The organism is Mesorhizobium sp. WSM4816 (assembly GCF_055811535.1).
Genome location: NZ_JBVVQR010000056.1, coordinates 1 through 21505, shown reverse-complemented (window position 1 = coordinate 21505; position 21505 = coordinate 1). Strand labels below are relative to the sequence as shown.

25 protein-coding genes are annotated in these 21505 nt (G+C 61.0%); 23 read left to right on the top strand and 2 right to left on the bottom strand.

Features of this window, described 5'->3' with window-relative positions:
• Positions 1-6: 6 nt before the first annotated feature.
• The 19 genes from rpsH to AC0L3H_RS31185 all read left to right on the top strand — a co-directional run bounded on the left by rpsH (position 7) and on the right by AC0L3H_RS31185 (position 16597).
• Positions 7-405 carry a 30S ribosomal protein S8 gene (rpsH, locus tag AC0L3H_RS31275; RefSeq protein ID WP_006205453.1) on the top strand — a complete coding sequence of 133 codons (399 nt, stop codon included), beginning with the start codon at positions 7-9 and terminating at the stop codon, positions 403-405.
• Positions 406-515: 110 nt separating this feature from the next.
• Positions 516-1049, top strand: a complete 534-nt coding sequence (gene rplF, locus AC0L3H_RS31270; RefSeq protein ID WP_023799285.1) for a 50S ribosomal protein L6 — start codon at positions 516-518, stop codon at positions 1047-1049.
• A 192-nt stretch (positions 1050-1241) separates the two neighbouring features.
• Positions 1242-1601 (top strand): 50S ribosomal protein L18, encoded by a 360-nt coding sequence (gene rplR, locus AC0L3H_RS31265; protein ID WP_023799284.1) that lies wholly within the window; start codon positions 1242-1244, stop codon positions 1599-1601.
• Positions 1602-1757: 156 nt separating this feature from the next.
• Entirely contained in the window at positions 1758-2321 is a 564-nt protein-coding gene (rpsE, locus tag AC0L3H_RS31260; protein WP_006333394.1) for a 30S ribosomal protein S5, read from the top strand.
• Between the two features lie 25 nt (positions 2322-2346).
• Positions 2347-2544, top strand: coding sequence for a 50S ribosomal protein L30 (gene rpmD / locus AC0L3H_RS31255; RefSeq protein ID WP_006205449.1), 198 nt, complete (start codon positions 2347-2349; stop codon positions 2542-2544).
• Between the two features lie 22 nt (positions 2545-2566).
• Positions 2567-3040, top strand: coding sequence for a 50S ribosomal protein L15 (gene rplO / locus AC0L3H_RS31250; RefSeq protein WP_027154037.1), 474 nt, complete (start codon positions 2567-2569; stop codon positions 3038-3040).
• 190 nt (positions 3041-3230) lie between these two features.
• Complete coding sequence (gene secY, locus AC0L3H_RS31245) at positions 3231-4571, top strand: preprotein translocase subunit SecY (RefSeq protein WP_091591192.1); 1341 nt, start codon at positions 3231-3233, stop codon at positions 4569-4571.
• The gene (locus AC0L3H_RS31240) at positions 4568-5188 is read left to right on the top strand and encodes an adenylate kinase (protein ID WP_473588051.1); all 621 of its coding nucleotides are present in this window, start codon (positions 4568-4570) and stop codon (positions 5186-5188) included. The genes secY and AC0L3H_RS31240 overlap by 4 nt, the downstream gene beginning before the upstream one ends.
• A gap of 191 nt (positions 5189-5379) precedes the next feature.
• On the top strand, positions 5380-5748 hold the full coding sequence (gene rpsM / locus AC0L3H_RS31235) for a 30S ribosomal protein S13 (protein ID WP_023799280.1): 369 nt from the start codon (positions 5380-5382) through the stop codon (positions 5746-5748).
• A gap of 159 nt (positions 5749-5907) precedes the next feature.
• Positions 5908-6297, top strand: coding sequence for a 30S ribosomal protein S11 (gene rpsK / locus AC0L3H_RS31230; RefSeq protein ID WP_023799279.1), 390 nt, complete (start codon positions 5908-5910; stop codon positions 6295-6297).
• Between the two features lie 206 nt (positions 6298-6503).
• Positions 6504-7514, top strand: a complete 1011-nt coding sequence (locus AC0L3H_RS31225) for a DNA-directed RNA polymerase subunit alpha (RefSeq protein ID WP_023799278.1) — start codon at positions 6504-6506, stop codon at positions 7512-7514.
• Between the two features lie 144 nt (positions 7515-7658).
• Positions 7659-8090 carry a 50S ribosomal protein L17 gene (gene rplQ, locus AC0L3H_RS31220; RefSeq protein ID WP_023799277.1) on the top strand — a complete coding sequence of 144 codons (432 nt, stop codon included), beginning with the start codon at positions 7659-7661 and terminating at the stop codon, positions 8088-8090.
• A 195-nt stretch (positions 8091-8285) separates the two neighbouring features.
• A complete protein-coding gene (locus tag AC0L3H_RS31215; protein WP_473588050.1) occupies positions 8286-9773 on the top strand; it encodes a DegQ family serine endoprotease in 1488 nt (495 codons plus the stop codon).
• Positions 9774-9824: 51 nt separating this feature from the next.
• Positions 9825-11135, top strand: coding sequence for a replication-associated recombination protein A (locus AC0L3H_RS31210; RefSeq protein WP_473588049.1), 1311 nt, complete (start codon positions 9825-9827; stop codon positions 11133-11135).
• A 68-nt stretch (positions 11136-11203) separates the two neighbouring features.
• Entirely contained in the window at positions 11204-11581 is a 378-nt protein-coding gene (crcB, locus tag AC0L3H_RS31205; protein ID WP_128169094.1) for a fluoride efflux transporter CrcB, read from the top strand.
• A gap of 133 nt (positions 11582-11714) precedes the next feature.
• On the top strand, positions 11715-12695 hold the full coding sequence (locus AC0L3H_RS31200) for an RluA family pseudouridine synthase (RefSeq protein WP_473588048.1): 981 nt from the start codon (positions 11715-11717) through the stop codon (positions 12693-12695).
• Between the two features lie 11 nt (positions 12696-12706).
• A complete protein-coding gene (locus AC0L3H_RS31195) occupies positions 12707-13621 on the top strand; it encodes a DMT family transporter (RefSeq protein ID WP_473588052.1) in 915 nt (304 codons plus the stop codon).
• Positions 13622-13632: 11 nt separating this feature from the next.
• Positions 13633-14424, top strand: a complete 792-nt coding sequence (locus AC0L3H_RS31190; RefSeq protein WP_473588047.1) for an ATP12 family chaperone protein — start codon at positions 13633-13635, stop codon at positions 14422-14424.
• A 286-nt stretch (positions 14425-14710) separates the two neighbouring features.
• Positions 14711-16597 (top strand): MFS transporter, encoded by a 1887-nt coding sequence (locus AC0L3H_RS31185; RefSeq protein ID WP_473588046.1) that lies wholly within the window; start codon positions 14711-14713, stop codon positions 16595-16597.
• Between the two features lie 85 nt (positions 16598-16682).
• Here the strand turns inward: AC0L3H_RS31185 and AC0L3H_RS31180 are convergent, their stop codons facing one another.
• Positions 16683-16877 (bottom strand): DUF2735 domain-containing protein, encoded by a 195-nt coding sequence (locus AC0L3H_RS31180; protein WP_473588045.1) that lies wholly within the window; start codon positions 16875-16877, stop codon positions 16683-16685.
• Between AC0L3H_RS31180 and AC0L3H_RS31175 the strand changes: the two genes are divergently transcribed.
• From AC0L3H_RS31175 to AC0L3H_RS31160, 4 genes are all read left to right on the top strand, one after another.
• Complete coding sequence (locus AC0L3H_RS31175) at positions 16877-17089, top strand: hypothetical protein (RefSeq protein WP_473588044.1); 213 nt, start codon at positions 16877-16879, stop codon at positions 17087-17089. The two genes, AC0L3H_RS31180 and AC0L3H_RS31175, sit on opposite strands and share 1 nt — an antisense overlap.
• Positions 17090-17194: 105 nt before the next feature.
• On the top strand, positions 17195-18232 hold the full coding sequence (locus AC0L3H_RS31170; protein ID WP_473507625.1) for a glutamine synthetase beta-grasp domain-containing protein: 1038 nt from the start codon (positions 17195-17197) through the stop codon (positions 18230-18232).
• A gap of 420 nt (positions 18233-18652) precedes the next feature.
• Positions 18653-18982, top strand: coding sequence for a hypothetical protein (locus tag AC0L3H_RS31165; RefSeq protein WP_473588043.1), 330 nt, complete (start codon positions 18653-18655; stop codon positions 18980-18982).
• A 73-nt stretch (positions 18983-19055) separates the two neighbouring features.
• A complete protein-coding gene (locus AC0L3H_RS31160) occupies positions 19056-20078 on the top strand; it encodes an ImmA/IrrE family metallo-endopeptidase (protein WP_473588042.1) in 1023 nt (340 codons plus the stop codon).
• On the opposite strand, the gene AC0L3H_RS31155 is transcribed toward AC0L3H_RS31160, so the two are convergent.
• A complete protein-coding gene (locus AC0L3H_RS31155) occupies positions 20075-21100 on the bottom strand; it encodes an alpha-glutamyl/putrescinyl thymine pyrophosphorylase clade 3 protein (RefSeq protein ID WP_473588041.1) in 1026 nt (341 codons plus the stop codon). The genes AC0L3H_RS31160 and AC0L3H_RS31155 overlap by 4 nt on opposite strands.
• Positions 21101-21505 lie beyond the last annotated feature (405 nt).

Genomic DNA, 21505 nt, shown 5'->3' with positions numbered 1-21505 from the left:
CATAACATGTCATTGAGCGATCCTCTCGGCGATATGCTGACCCGCATCCGCAACGCCTATGGCCGCAAGAAGTCGAGCGTTTCGACGCCGGCCTCGCGCCTGCGCACCCGCGTCCTCGACGTGCTGAAGGCGGAAGGCTATATCCGCGACTACAGCCAGACCGACTTCGACAACGGCAAGTCCGAAATCGAGATCGAGCTGAAGTATTTCGACGGTGCGCCGGTGGTGCGCGAAATCGCCCGCGTCTCGAAGCCGGGCCGTCGCGTTTACGTTTCGGCGAAGTCGATCCCGCACGTCGCCAACGGCCTCGGCATCGCCATCCTTTCGACGCCGAAGGGCGTGATGGCCGACCACGAAGCGCGTGAACAGAATGTCGGCGGGGAAATCCTCTGCCAGATCTTCTGATCTGGAGCGCCATCCCGAACCGAACCACGCAGTGAAAAGTGGACCCGGATTCGGACAAGATCACGCTCGAAACAGAGACCTGAAACAAGAGAAGTGACGAGGACAACAGAATGTCTCGTATTGGAAAGAAACCCGTTTCGCTGCCGCAGGGCGTGACCGCGACCGTCGACGGCCAGACCGTCACGGCGAAGGGCCCCAAGGGTGAGCTGAAGTTCGTGGTCAACGACGAAGTGCTGGTCAAGATGGAAGGCAGCGAGATCGCTGTCCAGCCACGCGACCAGACCAAGACCGCCCGTTCCAAATGGGGCATGTCGCGCACGCAGATCGTCAACATCCTGCAGGGCGTCAAGGACGGTTTCGAAAAGAAGCTCGAGATCACCGGCGTCGGCTATCGCGCCGCCATGCAGGGCAAGAACCTGCAGCTGGCGCTCGGCTTCAGCCATGACGTCGTCTACGAAACGCCGCAGGACATCACCATCACCGTGCCGAAGCCGACGGAAATCACCGTGACCGGCATCGACAAGCAGAAGGTCGGTCAGGTCGCTGCCGAGATCCGCGAATATCGCGGTCCTGAGCCGTACAAGGGCAAGGGCGTTCGTTACGCTGGCGAGAAGATCGTCCGCAAGGAAGGCAAGAAGAAGTAATTTCGTCAATGGTGAATGGTGAATGGTAAAATGGCAGTAGGATGGGCAGGAGCCGGGCGGCACCTGGTTTCTACCTTTCACCATTTTTCCATTCACCATTCACTGCAAAGCAACGCCGCGGGGAGCGGTCGCGGGAGGCTTGTCCTACCGCACAGGGTTGCCCCCGTTTTTTGAAGGCAAGGAACTGATATCATGGGCTCGAAAGACTCCACCCAACGCCGCGCTCAGCGCGTCCGCCGCCAGATCAAGAAGGTCGCTGGCGAGCGTCCGCGTCTTTCGGTCCACCGCACGTCGAAGAACATCTACGTCCAGGTCATCGACGACGCCAAGGGCCACACCATCGCTGCCGCCTCGACGCTGGAGAAGGACCTCAAGGGTTCGCTCAAGACCGGTGCCGACACTGCCGCCGCTGTGGCAATCGGCAAGCTGATTGCCGAGCGCGCTTCGAAGGCCGGCGTCAAGGAAGTCGTCTTCGACCGCGGACCGTACATCTATCACGGCCGCGTCAAGGCGCTGGCCGAGGCCGCCCGTGAAGGTGGCTTGAGCTTCTAAAGCATGATCCTGAACCGGAGGTCAGCGCAGCAATAAGTTGCAGACTTTTCGGATAAGATCATGCGAAGGGAAAAATGAGTTTCGCTCCCGGCAACCCACAGAGGGAACCGGATATCATCATCAACCGTGCTTCCGGAAAAAAACAAGGAACAGGATATGGCACAGGAACGTAGGGATGGCGGCCGCGGCCGTGATCGCGAAGAGCGCGACGACGGCATGGTGGACAAGCTCGTCCACATCAACCGCGTCGCCAAGGTCGTCAAGGGCGGCCGGCGCTTCGGCTTTGCAGCACTCGTCGTCGTCGGCGACCAGAAGGGCCGCGTCGGCTTCGGTCATGGCAAGGCGCGCGAAGTGCCGGAGGCGATCCGCAAGGCGACCGAATCGGCCAAGCGCGACATGATCTTCGTGCCGCTGCGCTCGGGCCGTACGCTGCATCACGACGTCGAAGGACGCTGGGGCGCCGGACGCGTTCTGCTGCGCGCTGCCAAGCAGGGTACCGGCATCATCGCCGGCGGCCCGATGCGCGCCGTCTTCGAGACGCTCGGCATGCATGACGTGGTCGCCAAGTCGATGGGTTCGTCGAACCCCTACAACATGGTTCGCGCCACCTTCGACGCGCTGAAGAGCCAGATGCATCCCAAGGATGTGGCTGCCGCGCGCGGCATCAAGTATTCGACCCTTCAGGCCCGCCGCGGCACCGCCGTTGCGGCCGAAGAATAGTCGACGCTGACCAGGGATATTGACCATGGCCAAGAAAGCAACCAAGACCATCACCGTCGAGCAGATCGGTTCGCCGATCCGCCGGCCGAAGGAGCAGCGCGCGACGCTGGTCGGCCTCGGCCTCAACAAGATGCACAAGCAGCGCACGCTGGAGGACACCCCCTCCGTGCGCGGCATGATCGCTGCCGTCCAGCATCTCGTCCGCGTCGTGGACGAGGGCTGAACCAGAGCGCAGGAGAACTCAGATGAAACTCAACGATCTGCGTGACAAGGACGGCGCGACGCATTCCAGGAAGCGTCTCGGCCGCGGCATCGGCTCCGGCTCGGGCAAGACCGCCGGTCGCGGCGTCAAGGGCCAGAAGGCGCGCTCTGGCGTCGCCGTCAACGGCTTCGAGGGTGGCCAGATGCCGCTCTACCGGCGCTTGCCGAAGCGTGGCTTCAACAACATCTTCGCCAAGAGCTTTGCCGTCGTGTCGCTGGCCCGCATCCAGGCTGCGCTCGATGCCAAGAAGCTCGACGCCAAGACGACCGTGACCGCCGAAGCGCTGGTCGCGGCCGGCGTCATCCGCCGCGTCAAGGACGGCGTGCGCATCCTCTCCGACGGCGAGATCAAGTCGAAGCTTGCCTTCGACGTGGCTGGCGCCTCCAAGGCTGCCATCGAGAAGATCGAAAAGGCCGGCGGTTCGGTGAAGCTGCCGGAAAAGGCAGCAGCCGAGTAACGGCGATTTGAAGCGCGATCGGCAGAGCGGGACACGTTTCGCTTTTGATTGCGCTTTGATCCGATCAATATGGCGGCCGCGTCAACGCGGCCGCTTGCATGTTTGCAGTCCGGAGCTTATCTCGTGAGCTTCGGTGACACGCGCCGCCTGAGTTGCGGGCCATCGAGCGTGACCAAGCGGAGAATCAGGCATGGCTTCGGCTGCTGAACAACTAGCCTCGAATCTGAATTTCTCGGCCTTCGCCAAGGCGGAGGATCTGAAGAAGCGCATCTGGTTCACCGTTGGTGCGTTGCTGGTCTACCGCCTCGGCACCTATATCCCGCTGCCCGGCATCAATCCCGACGCTTTCGCCCAGGCCTTCTCGTCGCAGAGCAAGGGCGTGCTTGGCATGTTCAACATGTTCGCCGGTGGCGCCGTCGAGCGCATGGCGATCTTTGCCCTCGGCATCATGCCCTATATTTCCGCTTCCATCATCATGCAGCTGATGACCTCCGTCATCCCGTCACTGGAGGCGCTGAAGAAGGAAGGCGAGCAGGGCCGCAAGGTCATCAACCAGTATACCCGCTACGGCACCGTGCTCTTGGCGCTGGTCCAGGCCTACGGCATTGCGGTCGGACTGGAAGGCGGCAGCGGCATCGTCAGCGATCCCGGCATGTTCTTCCGCATCTCGACCGTCATCACGCTGGTCGGCGGCACCATGTTCCTGATGTGGCTCGGCGAGCAGATCACCGCCCGCGGCATCGGCAACGGCATTTCGCTGATCATCTTTGCCGGCATCGTCGCCGGCCTGCCGCAAGCCATCTCCGGTACGCTGGAACTTGGCCGCACCGGCGCGCTGTCGACCGGCCTGATCCTGGCGATCATCGTTCTGGCCGTCGTCGTCATCGCGCTGATCGTGTTCTTCGAGCGCGCCCAGCGGCGCTTGCTGATCCAGTATCCCAAGCGCCAGGTCGGCAACCGCATGTTCCAGGGCGACACCTCGCACCTGCCGCTCAAGCTCAACACGGCCGGCGTCATTCCGCCGATCTTCGCCTCTTCGCTGCTGTTGCTGCCGGCGACGGTCGCCGGCTTCTCGCAGACGACCAACATGCCAGCCTGGGCCAGCACCGTCCTGGCGGCACTCGGTCATGGCCAGCCGCTCTACATGGCGTTCTATGCGGCGATGATCGTGTTTTTCGCCTTCTTCTATACGGCGATCGTCTTCAACCCGAAGGACACCGCCGACCAGCTTAAGAAGCATTCGGGTTTCATTCCGGGCTACCGTCCGGGCGAGCGCACCGCGGATTACATCGACTATGTCCTTACCCGCATAACTGTCGTCGGCGCCATTTATCTGGTGCTGGTGTGTCTGCTGCCCGAGTTCCTGATTTCAGCGACTGGCGTACCATTCTACCTCGGTGGCACATCGCTTCTGATCGTGGTCAGTGTAACGCTCGACACGGTGGCGCAAATTCAGGGTCACCTGATCGCGCACCAGTATGAGGGCCTGATCAAGAAGTCGAAGCTGCGCGGGGGGAAGAAAGCCAGATGAGGTTGATATTGCTTGGGCCGCCAGGGGCGGGCAAGGGGACGCAAGCACAAAGACTGGTAGAAAAATACGGCATTCCCCAACTCTCGACGGGCGATATGCTGCGCGCTGCTGTCCAGGCCGGCACCGAAGTCGGCAAACGGGCCAAGACGGTGATGGACGCTGGCGAACTGGTTTCCGACGCCATCGTCAACGCTATCGTCGCCGAGCGTATCGATCAGGCCGATTGCGCAAGGGGATTCATCCTTGACGGATATCCGCGAACCCTGGTGCAGGCGGACGCGGTTGAATCGATGCTCTCGGCCCGCCGCCTCACTCTCGACGCCGTCATCGAACTTGTCGTCGACGACAAGGCGCTGGTTGGCCGAATCGGCAAGCGCGCCGAAGAGGCCAAGGCCGCGGGTCTGCCGGTGCGCAAGGACGACAATCCGGCGGTGTTCGAAGAGCGCCTGAAGGAGTACTACAAGAAGACGTCGCCGCTGATCGGCTACTACTATGCCAAGGGCAAGCTGAGAGGTGTCGACGGCATGGCCGACATCGATGCGGTGACGCGGCAGATCGAAGCGGTGCTCACGGCTGCGACCCCAGCGGCGGCGCAACGGTCTGCGAACGGAAAATAAACGATTGCGCTTGACTGGAGCGGTTCGCTGGGGTATGGCGGCCCGTCTTCCTATCAGGCATGAGGCTTGCTTGCCCGCAAGGGCAAGGCAGCCGCTTTGAACTGGAAACTCCCGCATGGGCCGGCCTCCACCGGACGCGGGGCAACTTTGACAGCGCCGGCTTGTCCGGCCCACATGGAGAAGAGAAGAACATGGCTCGTATAGCCGGCGTCAACATTCCGACCAACAAGCGCGTCGTCATTGCGCTTCAGTACATTCACGGCATTGGCAAGAGCTTCGCTCAGGAGATCGTCGACAAGGTCGGCATCCCGGCCGAGCGTCGCGTCAACCAGCTGACCGACGCGGAAGTGCTGCAGATCCGCGAGACGATCGACCGTGACTACCAGGTCGAGGGCGATCTGCGCCGCGAAGTGTCGATGAACATCAAGCGGCTCATGGACCTCGGCTGCTACCGCGGCCTGCGTCATCGCCGCTCGCTGCCGGTTCGCGGCCAGCGCACGCATACCAATGCGCGCACCCGCAAGGGCCCGGCCAAGTCGATCGCCGGCAAAAAGAAGTAATTTAGGGGAATAAGGGAGTAGGGGAGTAAGGCCAGTAGGGAACAGCCGCCAATTGGATTGCGCGTTTCCCTACTCCCTTACTGCCCTATTCCCCTACTCCCTTACGAAGGTGGAGCCGCTGGCATTACGGCGGTGTAGAGATCAACTGAAAGGACCATCATGGCCAAGGAAGCCACACGTGTTCGCCGTCGCGAACGCAAGAATATCTCGTCGGGCGTTGCCCACGTCAACTCGACCTTCAACAACACGATGATCACCATCACCGACGCGCAGGGCAATTCGATTGCCTGGTCGTCGGCGGGAGCCCAGGGCTTCAAGGGATCTCGCAAGTCGACCCCGTTCGCTGCCCAGATGGCTGCCGAGGACGTTGCCAAGAAGGCCCAGGAGCACGGCATGCGCATGCTTGAGGTCGAGGTCTGCGGACCGGGCTCGGGTCGTGAATCGGCGCTGCGCGCATTGCAGGCAGCCGGCTTCACCATCACCTCGATCCGTGATGTGACGCCGATCCCGCACAATGGCTGCCGCCCGCGCAAGAAGCGCCGCGTCTAAAGATTGTCGCCCAAGCATTGCCTCGGGCCTGAACCGAGAGCGCAGCGGTTTGGGGCAACGACAGGCATAAGAACAGAGACCTGAAGCGCTACGCGCTTTAGGGAAAAAATTACCGAACGCCGCGCGAACGCCAGGAGCGTTCCTCCACGGCATTCCAGGTCGCCCGCCACGATTGGATGGTGGCGGGTCAACGGAAGGAAAGCATCATGATCCAGAAAAATTGGCAGGAACTGATCAAGCCGAACAAGATCGAGTTCTCTTCGAAGAAGAAGACGCTGACCACGCTGGTCGCCGAGCCGCTCGAGCGCGGCTTTGGCCTGACCCTCGGCAACGCGCTGCGTCGCGTGCTTCTGTCTTCGCTGCGTGGCGCGGCGGTGACCGCCGTGCAGATCGACGGCGTTCTGCATGAATTCTCGTCCATCGCCGGCGTGCGTGAGGACGTGACCGATATCGTCTTGAATATCAAGGAAATCGCCATCCGCATGGAAGGCGACGGCCCCAAGCGCATGGTCGTGCGCAAGCAGGGACCGGGCGCTGTTCTGGCCGGCGACATCCAGACGGTCGGCGACGTCGAGATCCTCAATCCCGACCACGTCATCTGCACGCTGGACGAGGGCGCAGAAATCCGCATGGAGTTCACCGTCGATACCGGCAAGGGCTACGTTCCGGCCGACCGCAATCGCGCCGAAGACGCGCCGATCGGCCTCATCCCGGTCGACAGCCTCTACTCGCCGGTCAAGAAGGTCTCCTACAAGGTCGAGAACACCCGCGAGGGCCAGGTTCTCGACTACGACAAGCTGACCATGACGATCGACACCGACGGTTCGATCTCGGGCGAGGACGCGGTGGCTTTCGCCGCCCGCATCCTGCAGGACCAGCTTGGCCTGTTCGTCAATTTCGACGAGCCGCAAAAGGAAGTCGCCGCCGAGCAGGTGACCGAGCTTGCCTTCAACCCGGCGCTGCTCAAGAAGGTCGACGAACTCGAGCTTTCGGTGCGTTCGGCCAACTGCCTGAAGAATGACAACATCGTCTATATCGGCGACTTGATCCAGAAGACCGAAGCCGAGATGCTGCGCACCCCGAACTTCGGCCGCAAGTCGCTGAACGAGATCAAGGAAGTCCTGGCGGCGATGGGCCTGCACCTCGGCATGGAAGTGCCGGATTGGCCGCCGGAAAACATCGAAGACCTCGCCAAGCGTTACGAAGATCAATACTGACCGGTGAATTGAGAATGGTGAAATGGTGAATGGTCGTCGGTCGGCGACTTCGGAGAGGTAGAGCCCTTCCATTCACCATTCACCATTGACCATTCACAAAACGAAACAGCCGGGCCAACCGCCCACAACACCAGGAGAAGAGCCATGCGCCACGGATTTAAAGGCCGCCGGTTCGCCCGCAGCATAAGCCACCGCAAGTCGATGTTTGCCAATCTTGCCGTGTCGCTCATCGAGCATGAGCAGATCCTCACCACCTTGCCGAAGGCGAAGGATCTGCGTCCGATCGTCGAGAAGCTGGTGACGCTCGGCAAGCGCGGCGACCTGCACGCCCGCCGCCAGGTGATTGCCCAGATCGGCAATGAAGGCGTCGTCAAGCGCCTGTTCGACACAATCGCGCCGCGCTACGCCACCCGCAACGGCGGCTATCTGCGCATCATGAAGGCGGGCTTCCGCCACGGCGACAATGCCGCCATGGCGGTCATCGAGTTCGTCGATCGCGACACCTCGGCCAAGGGCGCCGGCGACCGTGCCCGCATCGAGGCAGAAGGCACCGACGAGGAAGCCGCAGCCGCATAAGCTTCGGTTTTCCCTCAAAGAGTTCAAAAGGGCCTGCGGGCCCTTTTGTGCATTCTGGCAGCGGTAGGGAGCATTGCGGGGACTGTCTTGACTTAAGCCCATGTCTTTTCCTCGAGAATAATTCGATTACATCGACTTAGCCTTTCATTTTGCACAATCGTCGGGACAATGGCGCCCGACCCCGGAGGATTCGGAATGCGCGTAAAACGGCTGTCCCTTGTTCTACTCTGCGCCTTGATGGCGGCGGCAGTCGTGCCGGCCGCTAGGCAGGCGCTGGCTCAGGACACCAAGGCCGATCCCGGTCTGTCCGACGTGCTGACCGACATGTTGCGCGGCGCCGAAGGCGAAAATGCCACCTCCGGTCCAGACAAGCGCGTGCCGTTCGGCCGCGAGGAGATGCAACTGTCGTTTGCGCCGCTGGTCAAGCAGACGGCGCCGGCCGTGGTCAATGTCTATGCCTCGCAAACGGCCAGGCTGAGGTCGCCCTTCGACGGCGATCCGTTCTTCGAAGAGTTCTTCGGCCGTTCGCAGCCGCGTGCGCAGTCTTCGCTCGGCTCTGGCGTGCTGGTCGACCCGACAGGCATAGTGGTCACCAATTTCCACGTCATCAAGGACGCCGATCAGGTCAAGGTCGCCACCGCGGACGGGCGTGAATTCGACAGCAAGGTGCTGCTCAAGGACGAGACGCTTGACCTCGCCGTTCTCAAGATCTCCGTCGACAAGCCATTTCCCGTCGTCGCCATCGGCGATTCCGACGCGCTCGAGGTCGGCGACCTGTTGTTGGCCATCGGCAACCCCTTCGGTGTCGGCCAGACCACCACCAGCGGCATCGTTTCGGCACTCGCCCGCAGCCACATCGGCGTTTCCGATTCCAGTTTCTTCATCCAGACCGACGCTGCGATCAATCCCGGCAATTCCGGCGGTGCGCTGATCAACATGGGTGGCCAACTGGTCGGCATCAACACGGCGATCTACAGCCGCAGCGGCGGCTCGATCGGCATCGGCTTTGCTATTCCCTCCAATATGGTTCGCGCGTTTGCCGATGCGGCCAAGGCCGGGCGCGACTTCTTCGAGAGGCCGTATATCGGCGCCGAATTCGAGCGCGTGACGCCGCAAATCGCCGAATCGCTCGGTCTCGAGACGCCGACCGGGGCACTGGTTTCGTCCATCGACGAAGCCGGGCCGGCGGCCAAGGCGGGGCTCAAGGCCGGTGACGTCGTGCTGTCGCTCAATGGCACGCCGGTCGAGAGCATCGAGGCGCTGGATTACCGGATGGCGACGCTGTCGATCGGCACCAATGCCGGCTTCGCCGTTCTGAGCAAAGGCCAGCAGGCGGCGATGGACATCGCCCTGGAGCGTGCGCCGGAAGGTGCGAAACTCGCGGAAGTGACGCTGCGCGGTCGCAGCCCGTTCTCCGGTGCCAAGGTTGCGGAACTGTCGCCGCGGCTCGCCCAGCGGCTCGGCATCCGCACGGACGTCAAGGGTGTTACGGTCATCGACATCAATCGCGGTTCGCCCGCAGCCGGTTTCGGCTTCCAGCCGGGCGACATCGTTCGCGAGGTCAACGGCTTGACCATCGATACCGCCGCGACCCTGGAACAGGCAGCCATGCAGGAGACGCGCTGGTGGCGCTTTACCGTCGAGCGCGGCGGGCAGATACTGCGCCAGGTGTTGCGCTACTGAGCCCGAGCGTCGATCCTCCGGACGAGATCGCGCTCCAACGAAAAGACGTGCATGGCCGATCTGTTCAGTGTCGATGAACCGGAAAAAGCGCCGCCCGGCAGGCCGCTGGCCGACCGACTGCGCCCGCAGAACCTCAGCGAGGTCGTCGGCCAGGAGCATCTGACCGGACCCGACGGCGCGCTGACGCGGCTGATCGGCTCCGGCTCGCTCGGCTCGATGATCTTCTGGGGGCCGCCCGGGACGGGCAAGACCACGGTCGCGCGGCTGCTTGCCGGCGAAACCAGCCTTGCGTTCCAACAGATATCGGCGGTGTTTTCCGGAGTCGCCGACCTGAAGAGAGTGTTCGAGGCGGCGAAGCTGCGCCGCACCAACGGCCGTCAGACGCTGCTCTTCGTCGACGAGATCCATCGCTTCAACCGCGCCCAGCAGGACAGTTTTCTGCCTGTGATGGAAGACGGCACCGTCGTGTTGGTTGGCGCCACCACCGAAAACCCCTCCTTCGAGCTGAATGCGGCGCTACTGTCCCGCGCGCGCGTGCTGGTCTTTCATTCGCTCGGTGAGGACAGCATCGCAAAACTGCTGGCGCGTGCCGAGGAGACCGAGGGCAGGGCGCTGCCGCTCGACGACGAGGCGAGGGCGATGCTCGTCCGCATGAGCGATGGCGATGGCCGTGCTGCGCTGACGCTGGCCGAAGAGGTCTGGCGCGCCGCCAAGTCAGGCGAGGTGTTCAGCGCCGAGGGCCTGCTGCGCATCGTCCAGCGCCGCGCGCCGATCTACGACAAGGGCCAGGACGGCCATTACAATCTGATCTCGGCGCTGCACAAATCGGTGCGCGGCTCCGACCCCGACGCCGCCCTCTATTATCTCGCCCGCATGTTCGATGCCGGCGAGGACCCGCTCTATCTCGGCCGCCGCCTGGTGCGCATGGCGATGGAAGATATCGGGCTGGCAGACCCGCAGGCGCTGGTCGTCGCCAATGCCGCCAAGGATGCCTACGACTATCTGGGCTCGCCAGAGGGCGAACTCGCCTTCGCCGAGGCCACGGTCTATCTCGCCAGCGCGCCCAAATCCAACGCCGTCTACACCGCCTTCAAGGCCGCCACACAGGCGGTTAAGGAGTTCGGCTCATTGCTGCCGCCCAAACACATCCTCAACGCCCCGACCAAGCTGATGAAGGAAGAAGATTACGGCGCCGGCTACCGTTACGACCACGACGAGCCGGACGCTTTTTCCGGACAGGATTATTTTCCGGAAAAGATGGGCCGCCGTAAATTCTATGATCCGCCCGAGCGCGGGTTCGAGCGTGATATCAGGAAGCGGCTCGACTATTGGGCGAAGCTGCGCGGCGAGCGGAAAAAGTAGGCTCGCGCCTACTTTCCCGCTCAGGGGCAGGGATTGACCGAGCCACCCTGTAAGGGCAGTAAACGGCGATGATCAATCTCCTCCTCGTTGCTGCGGGCGGCGCTATTGGTGCCGGGCTCCGCCACGTCGTCAATTTCGTTGCGCTGCGTCTTGTCGGCCCGAGTTTTCCCTGGGGCACGATGGCGATCAACATTGTCGGCTCGTTTGCCATGGGCCTGTTCATCACGACCCTGGCGCGGCGCTACGGCGGATCGAACGAGCTTCGGCTGTTCGTCGCCACCGGAATCCTCGGCGGCTTCACCACGTTCTCCGCCTTTTCGCTCGATTTCGCGACACTGTGGGAGCGCGGCGCGACGCTGCCGGCGTTCGGATACGCCCTTGCCAGCCTCATTGGCGCGATCATTGCCCTGTTTCTGGGTCTTTGGCTCGCAAGAAGCCTGCCTTAATGCTATTGCCCCCGCTTGCAGCGCCGCGTGTCCCTCAGGGCGCGCCAAGGACGCTGCAGCTTTTTGATTTTGCGCATGACCCTTTCCGAAGATCGTTTCAGGTCATGCGCTGGAAACGGGTAAAAACGAGACAATGGCAGGCGTAGAACAGATCACGGTGGAGGCCGGCGAGGCGGGCATGCGGCTCGACCGCTGGTTCAAGACCCATTTTCCGGGCCTTGGCTTCGGCCATCTGCAAAAACTGCTGCGCTCCGGCCAGATCCGTGTCGATGGCGGCAGGGTTAAGGCCGATACCCGCGTCGAGCCGGGCCAGACGGTTCGCATCCCACCGCTCGAAGCGGACAAGAAGGGCGAGAGCCCGCTCACCGGTCACTCGATCCGCAACCAGGGCGACGCCGACGTTCTGGCCAAGATGCTGATCCATGAAGATCCGAAGGTGTTTGTCTTCAACAAGCCGGCCGGCCTCGCCGTCCAGGGTGGCTCAGGTGTCACCCGCAATGTCGACGACATGCTGGAAGCCTGGCGCAGCCAGAAGGGCGAGAAACCGCGTCTGGTGCACCGGCTCGACCGCGACACGTCAGGCGTGCTGGTCGTCGCCCGCACCAGGCTCGCCGCCATGAAGCTGGCCGAGGCGTTCCGGGCGCGTGAGACCAAGAAGACCTATTGGGCGCTGGTCAAGGGCGTGCCGCCGAAGCGCGAGGACAAGATCTCGACTTGGCTGATCAAGGAACCGACGCCCGACGGCGACCGCGTGCGCGTCGCCAAGCATGGCGAAAAGGGCGCCGACCACGCGGTGTCTTATTACCGGATCGTCGAGCAGGCGGCGCAGACCCTGTCCTGGCTGGAGATGGAGCCTTATACCGGCCGCACCCACCAGCTTCGCGTCCATGCCGCTCACATCGGCTGCCCGATCATCGGCGATCCAAAATATTTCGAGGCCGACACCAATTGGGATTTTCCCGGCGGCATGCAGAACCGCTTGCATCTGCACGCGCGCCGCATCGTCATCCCGCATCCCGACAAGGGTTTTATCGACGTCACCGCACCGATGCCGCCGCATATGCGCCAGAGCTGGAACCTGATCGGCTTCGACGACGCCAGCGCGGAGGACTAGGTCCAGTGGGCATGGCCACCGATACGCTCGACCGCCGCGACAGGGTCGACATGGCCGCCGCCGCCATCATGGTCGGACTGACCTTTTCCTGGGGGCTGAACTACGTCGCCGCCAAGATCTCCTATGCTGGCTACGATCCCGTTTTCCTGTCGATCGCGCGGTCGGTCATCGGCGGGCTATGCGTTCTCGTCTGGTGCCGCTGGCGCGGCATTGCGCTTTTCAGCCGCGACGGAACCCTTGTCGCCGGCATTCTGGCAGGCGCGCTCTTTGGTCTCGAGTTCCTGTTTCTCTATGTCGGGCTCGAACAGACGACCGTCGCGCGCAACACCTTGCTGGTCAACACCATGCCGTTCTGGGTGCTGGTCGGCGGGCATTTCCTGCTCAACGAACGCATCACCGCGCGCCGGCTCGTCGGCCTTCTGCTCGCTTTCGCCGGCCTGGTCGCGGTGTTCTCCGACCAGTTGAGCGCCGATAATGGTGCGACCCTGATTGGTGATCTGCTCAGTCTCGGCGCCGGCATTCTGTGGGCCTTGACCTACATCGTCATCAAGCGCACGAAACTGGCGGAAACGGGCGCCGAGAAGTTGCTGCTCTACCAACTGGCGGGCGCTGCGATGGTCGGCGCCTTGGTGCTGCCTTTCGCCGGGCCGCCCGTCCGCGACTTCGCCGCTTTGCCGACCTTGGCCTTGCTTTTCCAGGCGGTCTACATCGTCGCCTTCACCTATGTGCTCTGGTTCTGGTTGCTGCGGCGCTATCCGGCATCGGGCCTGTCGAGCTTCACCTTTCTTTCGCCGGTGTTCGGCGTTCTGTGCGGCGCCATCTTCTTGAACGAGCCGCTGACCATCCGTATTTTCCTGGCACTCGGCCTCATCGCAGCCGGTCTGATCATTGTGAATCGGCCGGCCCGAAAACAGATCCCCGGATGAAAGGCTCCGGCATGCGCGATATTCTCAACGACCTCGAAGCGGGAAAGCAGCTTTCCGATCCGGATCCGGTACGCCGTGCCCAGATCCAGATGAAGACGCATCTGCCGAAACGCTTCTACAAAACCGTCTCGGTCGCACCGGCCGAAGCTGGTTTTGCGGTTCATCTCGATGGCAAGCCGGTCCGTACGCCGGGCAAGGCGTTTCTGATCCTGCCGACCGAAAAAGCCGCCGCTCTGGTCGCCGGCGAGTTCGCCGCGCAAGGCGAGACGATCGACCCGATGACGATGCCGGTCATGCGTCTGGTCAACACGGCCATCGACGGCGTTGCCAGCGACCCGCAGGCGGTTTTGGAAGACATCCTGCGCTTTGCCTCGTCAGACCTGCTCTGCTATCGCGCCGACGCCCCCCAAGGGCTCGTCGATCGGCAGAACGAATATTGGGATCCCGTCATCGATTGGGCGCGGAGCGCGCTCGGCGCCCGGTTTCACCTCGCCGAAGGGGTGATCCATGTCGAGCAGCCGCGCGAGAGCATCGCGGTGCTCGGCGTTCATCTTGCCCAGCGTGCCGACCCGCTCCGGCTTGCCGCCATCCACGTCATGACCTCGTTGACGGGATCGGCACTGCTGGCGCTGGCCGTCGATTTCGGCGAGATCGACGGCGAGGCAGCCTGGGCCGCCGGCCATGTCGACGAGGACTGGCAGGCCGAGCACTGGGGCCATGACGCGGAAGCCGTCGCCCGCCGTGCCCACCGCAAGCGCGACATGATGGCCGCCGTCGGTCTCCTCGATGCGCTCAAGGGCTGACGGCAATCGCCGCCCTCATTCGTTTCGCCTTGCCTTATTAGAGCGACGTGCGTTCCAGTTGGACGTGCAAAATACGCTCTAACACTTTGAATCTATGCATCGTGCTTTCCGAACATCGATTCCGATGTTCGGGCCGATGCATTGGACCAAAGTCATAATCCCAAAGACGGGCTGCCTCTGGGCGGCGCTTTCTGTCACTTCTCGCGGCGATAGCTGCCCGAGTTCGATCCCAGAGGCGACACCGCGCAGCATCAAGCACAGCGAGATGTCACGGGAGGACGAATTCATGGCAATGGCAGTGACCGCCGGCAGAGCAAGCCGCGGAATGACGCGGGAAGAGAAGAAAGTCATCTTCGCTTCCTCGCTCGGCACCGTTTTCGAATGGTACGATTTCTATCTCTACGGCGCATTGGCTGCCGCGATCGGCTCGACATTCTTCAACTCGTATCCGGAAGCGACGCGCAACATCTTTACGCTGCTGGTTTTCGCCGCTGGCTTCCTCGTGCGCCCGTTCGGCGCGCTGGTGTTCGGCCGCATCGGCGATCTCGTTGGTCGCAAATACACCTTTCTCGTCACCATCATGATCATGGGCCTGTCGACGTTCCTGGTCGGCCTGCTGCCTGGTTCGGCAAGCTGGGGCATTGCAGCGCCTATTATCCTGATTGCGCTGCGCATGCTGCAGGGCCTGGCGCTCGGTGGTGAATATGGCGGTGCGGCGACCTATGTGGCCGAGCATGCGCCCGACGACCGCCGCGGCTTCTATACGTCGTGGATCCAGACGACGGCGACGCTCGGCCTGTTCCTGTCGCTGGTCGTCATCCTTATCGTGCAGAATTCGCTGAGCAAGGAGGATTTCGACGCCTGGGGCTGGCGTGTTCCATTCCTGCTCTCAGCCATTCTGCTCGGCATATCGGTCTGGATTCGCCTGTCGCTTGCCGAATCGCCGACCTTCCAGCGCATGAAGGACGAGGGCAAGGGCTCCAAGGCGCCGCTGACGGAAGCCTTCGGACAGTGGAAGAATGCCAAGATCGCCATTCTGGCGCTTTTCGGCCTTACCGCCGGCCAGGCCGTGGTCTGGTACAACGGCCAGTTCTACGCGCTTTTCTTCCTGCAGAACGTGCTCAAGGTCGACGGCCAGTCGGTCAACATCATGATCGCTATCGCGCTGGCGCTCGGCACGATCTTCTTCGTCGTGTTCGGCTGGCTCTCCGACAAGATCGGCCGCAAGCCGATCATCATGGCGGGCCTGGCGCTGGCGATCGTCACCACCTTCCCGCTGTTCAAGGCGCTGACCTGGGCAGCCAATCCGGCGCTCGCCACCGCACAGCAAAACACCCGTGCCACGATTACCGCTGCACCTGGCGACTGCAAGTTCCAGTTCAATCCGACCGGAACGCGCAAGCCTCTGACGTCGTGCGATATTGCGACGGACTTCCTTGCCAAGAGCTCGGTGCCCTATGACATTGTCACGACAGCGGCACCGGGGACCGCGGCCAGTGTCAAGATCGGCACCGCAACGGTGGCGTCCTATGATGCCGTGGCAGCCGCAGACAAGGCAACTTCAAGCGACGCCGCGTTCAAGAAGGCAATCAACATTGCATTGCGGGACGGCGGCTATCCGCTGAAGCGTGCTGCGGCCAAGGTCGCCGACCAGAAGCTTGACGCCTTCGTCGCAGCCAATCCGGAACTGAAGCTCGACGCCGCCGCAATCCGCGCCGGCGACAAGACGACGGTTGCGGCCGACCGGGCGGTCAAGGACAAGCTGCTGACGGCCGATGAGGCCGCGGCAGTGCCCGAGATCACCGTCTACAACGTCCCGGCGGCAGGCGCCTTTGCGATGTTTGCCGACCCTGAACAGGTCAACTGGGCAAAGGTCATCGGCGTCCTGTTCATCCTGGTCATTTACGTGACCATGGTCTACGGACCGATCGCCGCGATCCTGGTAGAAATGTTCCCGACCCGCATCCGCTATACCGGCATGTCGTTGCCCTATCACATCGGCAATGGCTGGTTCGGCGGCCTGCTGCCGGCGACGGTGTTCGCGCTCAGCGCCTACAGCGGCGATATCTATTACGGCCTCTGGTATCCGGTGGTGATTGCGGCGATGTCGCTGGTCATCGGTACGATCTTTGTCAAGGATACGCTGGGAACGGACTTGCACGCCAAGACCTGATCCTTGCCTGACGGCAAAATGAAAAGCCCGGCGCGAGCGATCGCGCCGGGCTTTGCAATTCGTCAAAAGCGATGCGGAGGAAAGGTTAGCTCTTCCGGTCTTGTTTTTCTTCGTCGATGGCCGCTTCGTGATACCAGCCGCTTCCGAAATCCGTACGGTTGCGCAATGAAGCAAGTTCTGCCGCGAACTTAGCCTTTCCGCTTAAATTTGAGGCAGAAGCGCGCGCTGCCACCGGGAACATCAGGATTTTGGCCGACTGACGGGTAGGAGTGATTTCCATTGTCGGTCTCCCTTCTTGAGCAGAGCCTTGCCGATTCAATCTTTCCTCAAGATAAGTTCTGCAATCCAGTTAGGCAATATGATTATAAAAAGATCAGTATCTGCCTGTTATTTATGCAGAGCATGCTTGTGATTGATCCGGACGCATTGCGATTACGCGGCAGCGGATTTGTCGGGATGCGGCGTCAGTTTTGTCGCATCCTTCGCCGGTGAAAATGGCACACGAATTGCTTTTTGATAATCCGGCAGGTCGGCTGCAGGGTGGCTGGCATGCCGGCGCCGTCCAAGGTTCGGTGATCAAAGCAACGAGAGGCTAGAATGACGAAATACAAGCTCGAGTACATTTGGCTCGATGGATACACCCCGGTTCCCAACCTTCGTGGAAAGACGCAGATCAAGGACTATGCCGAATTCCCGACGCTCGACCAGCTTCCGCTGTGGGGCTTCGACGGTTCCTCGACCATGCAGGCCGAAGGCCACTCGTCCGACTGCGTGCTGAAGCCGGTCGCCATCTATCCGGATCCCGCGCGCAGCAATGGCGTGCTCGTCATGTGCGAAGTCATGATGCCGGACGGCGTGACGCCGCACGCATCCAACAAGCGCGCCACCATCCTCGACGACGAGGGCGCCTGGTTCGGCTTCGAGCAGGAGTATTTCTTCTACAAGGACGGCCGCCCGCTCGGCTTCCCCGAGAGCGGCTACCCCGCGCCGCAAGGCCCGTACTACACCGGCGTCGGCTACAGCAACGTCGGCAGCGTCGCCAGGCAGATCGTCGAGGAGCATCTCGACCTCTGCCTTGCCGCCGGCATCAACCATGAAGGCATCAACGCCGAGGTGGCCAAGGGCCAGTGGGAATTCCAGATTTTTGGCAAGGGCTCCAAGAAGGCCGCCGATCAGATGTGGATGGCCCGCTACCTGATGCAGCGCCTCACCGAGAAATACGGCATCGATATCGAATACCACTGCAAGCCGCTCGGCGACACCGACTGGAATGGTTCCGGCATGCACGCCAACTTCTCGACCGCTTATATGCGCGAAGTCGGCGGAAAAGACTATTTCGAGGCGCTGATGGCCGCCTTCGACAAGAACCTGATGGATCACATCGCCGTCTACGGGCCGGACAACGACAAGCGTCTGACCGGCAAGCATGAGACCGCGCCATGGAACAGGTTCAGCTATGGCATCGCCGACCGCGGCGCCTCGATCCGCGTGCCGCATTCCTTCATCAACAATGGCTACAAGGGCTATCTCGAGGATCGCCGCCCGAACTCGCAGGGCGACCCCTACCAGATCGCTTCCCAGATCCTGAAGACGATCGCCTCCGTGGACACGGCTGAGAAGAAGGCCGCTGCCTGAGCAGTCACGGCGTAGACGCCCTGCGTCTGCGCCGTGACCGCTCTCCGTCGCGTCGGCGTTCTGCCAGGCGACAACACCAGCCGCTAAGTTGAGTGTTCGCCATCCCAAACAAAACCCCGCCGGAATCGCTCCGGCGGGTTTTGTTTGTCCTGATTTCGTCCGCTCAGAGCGAATAATACATGTCGAATTGCGCTTGTGCCAAGTCGCTTAGGAAAATCAAGGGGTTAGGAGAGTCTAGGTTCCAGCTAACGTACCCTGTGCCGTACCAGAGAGAAGCCGAGCATTTCGAGCACGAAAGTAGCAAAGATTTACTTTCGGCGGAACAGCAGTATCAGTTCGAGGACGTTCGGTGTGATTCTCGCAATGTTCGATGTCTGAGCTAAGCCTTAAGGGCTGACGAAAGCGGAACTCGGCAGTGGGATGGAAGTGTCCTTCAAAAACAGAACGCTTCGCACGTTATGCGAAGAACCGGAGGCCGCTACCGCGCGGTACGGCATCGACGTGGCCCGCGATCTTTTCAATCGTATGGCCGATCTCTTGGCAGCAGAATGCATCGCAGATGTTGTCGCCGGCGTTCCCATTATATCGGAAGCAGGGCTCGGTGAAATGGTTACTATTACCATTGGGTTCGATCGCTTCTTAATTTTGAGATGCAGTCACCTGAATCCCCCTATGGCGGCGGTGGGCAAGGTTGACTGGTCTATGGTGAGTAGGGTGCGGGTAGAAAAAATAGAGGGCGACGATGCCTGACCTAGCTAATTTCCAGCCTCGATGGTGTTCGCCACCAGGAGCCACGATTGGCAACTTAATGGCAGCACGCTCTATGTCCCTCGAAACCCTCGCCGATCTGCTAGGCGAGTCCAGCGAATTCACATCTCAGTTGCTAGTGGGGAAAGTGCCCATTGATAGCGACATGGCCGAGTCGCTGGCTGATATCTTGGGTGCGTCAAAAGCCTTTTGGCTGCAGCGGGAGGAGCAGTTTCGCACTGCGCAGGAAAGGACAAGGTCTAGCACGCCGACTGCCTCTTCTGCAGAGTGGTTGGGAAGGCTGCCTATTTCCGACATGAGGAAATTTGGATGGATATCGAGTGCACGGGGACCGGACAAACTTTTGGCCGAATGCTTACGGTTCTTTGACGTTGTGTCTCTAGCCGACTGGGAGGCGACCTATCGGCCGCTCGCGCGCGCCGCCGCGTACAGGCTCTCAAAATCCTATGTTTCCGATCCTATATCGATCGTCACTTGGCTTCGGTTTGTTGAGACAAAGGCCGAAAACATTTCGGCAAATAAATTCGATGCCTCGGCCTTTCGAAGGGCTTTGCCCAACCTACGAGCACTTACCCTATTGAAGGACCCAAAGATTTTCATGCCAAAGCTCCGGCAGCTTTGCGCGGCATGCGGCGTCGCATTAGTCGTCGCCCCGACGCCGCAGGGTTGTCCAGCCAGTGGCGCAACACGCTTGTTGCCCAGTGGAATTGCAATGATCGCATTAAGCTTGCGATACAAGACTGATGATCAGTTTTGGTTCACGTTCTTCCACGAGGCGGCTCACCTCCTCTTGCATTCAGACCGAGCTTTTTTTCTCGAAGATGGGAGCGATGTCACCCAAACAGAAGAAGATGAGGCCAATGAGTTTTCCGCGAATCTTTTGGTGCCTTCGGAGACATGGGAAAGGCTCTCACCGGGTATGAGGGATTTTAGGAGTGTCGTCCGACAAGCTGTGTCGATCGGCACCTCACCCGGAATTCTAGTGGGTCAGATGCAGCACAAAGGGCATCTGAGATTCAACCAACTCAATTTCCTAAAAAGACGGCTGAGTTGGCATATGATGCGGGAGACGGTCTAGCCCCTAAAATAGCGGTAGATTGTTGGGCTCTTTTGCCAGTTACATATCGAGTCTTCCAGCGCTTGCATCCCTACGTTGAGATGTTGATTCAATAGCCGGGCGCGGTCTTCGAGCACTGCTGCAGTGGTTGCGGAATTGGCGTCATTGTTGAATAGCAGACGAGCGCCTCTAAGTGGACCTGTGGCCTCGCTTAGATAGGCCAATGGCGGTTCAATCGGGGCCAGATGCAGCTTGCCTAACATAGTCAGATAGTCGAATTTAGCCAAGCGGCCGAAGCGTCGAACACGGTCCATGGTGCTGTAAAGATAGTCGAAGGCTTCGCCGGGATGCTGCCCCACCGCTTGATGTGCAGCGACTATAATTCTCCTGTTATCTCCCGCCTCTAAGACCCATTCCACAAAAGACTGAACTACCTCAGGCGTCCCGGCTCCGTGCGGAGCAACTATGCTTTCGTATTTGCGGTGATTGCTGAAACGGCGGCTCACACCATCGGTGCGCAAACGACCTACGTTATCGCGGAGCCATCGTCCGAAAGCTGGTGCGTCAGCAATCAACTGCTCCCATGTCCAAAAAGGCGCTTGGCCCAGCCTGCCGTAAACATCGCGGCACAGTCGCCAGCCATCGATCGCATGCTTGCCGAAATGTGTAGCAAGAAAGACCAGCCAGAAGGCTTCGTCATTATGTCCTTGTCGGCCGTGCAGGGCCGCCGCCTTTAGAGGATCAAAAAAGTCGGAGGTCGGGTCTTTGCGCCGCTCATCATGATCGTGATCGCGGATGTGAAAAATATACTCAATGCGGCGCAAGCTATCGATCAACTGATCGACCAAGACGTCCAAACGGTTGGCCGGAATGATGCCCGGCAGCGGCATGACTGAGTGGTGGAAGGTCATCAAACCGTCGCGGAGCAGCACTCCTCGCGCGCGTTCACTTGGTTTCATCTTCTGACCCCACTGACTCAAAGTTTGGCAGTTGCAGTTGCGCCGCGCGAGCTTCTCTAGCTGCCAGCCGGTCGTGTTCTCCACGGATATAAGCGTCGTAGACCGGCGAATGCATTTCACTTCGGACTTGACGCATTGCGCCGCGCCTGTGCTCCACGAAAAGACGCTTTGCCATGAGGAGCCGAGCTAAGTCGCCCCAGTAGGGCTCAAGCCCAGCTACGGTAAAGTCTTCAACCGTGCCCGTTCGGTACAACCGCTCTAACTCCACGAGCCGCGCGACAGATTGGGTAGGATCACCGACAGGCATCGAAGGCATAGCCAAACGCGACTGAAGCGACTCACCCAAGTATTGGCGCGCCTTACCTCGATCTGCATCATAAAGGTGCAAACTGCCCGCAACATGATGATATTCGCCTAGAGCACGTCCCGTGATCGATGAATCGATTGTGATGTGACGACGAGCTTCTCCGGTGATTCAACATCCACCTT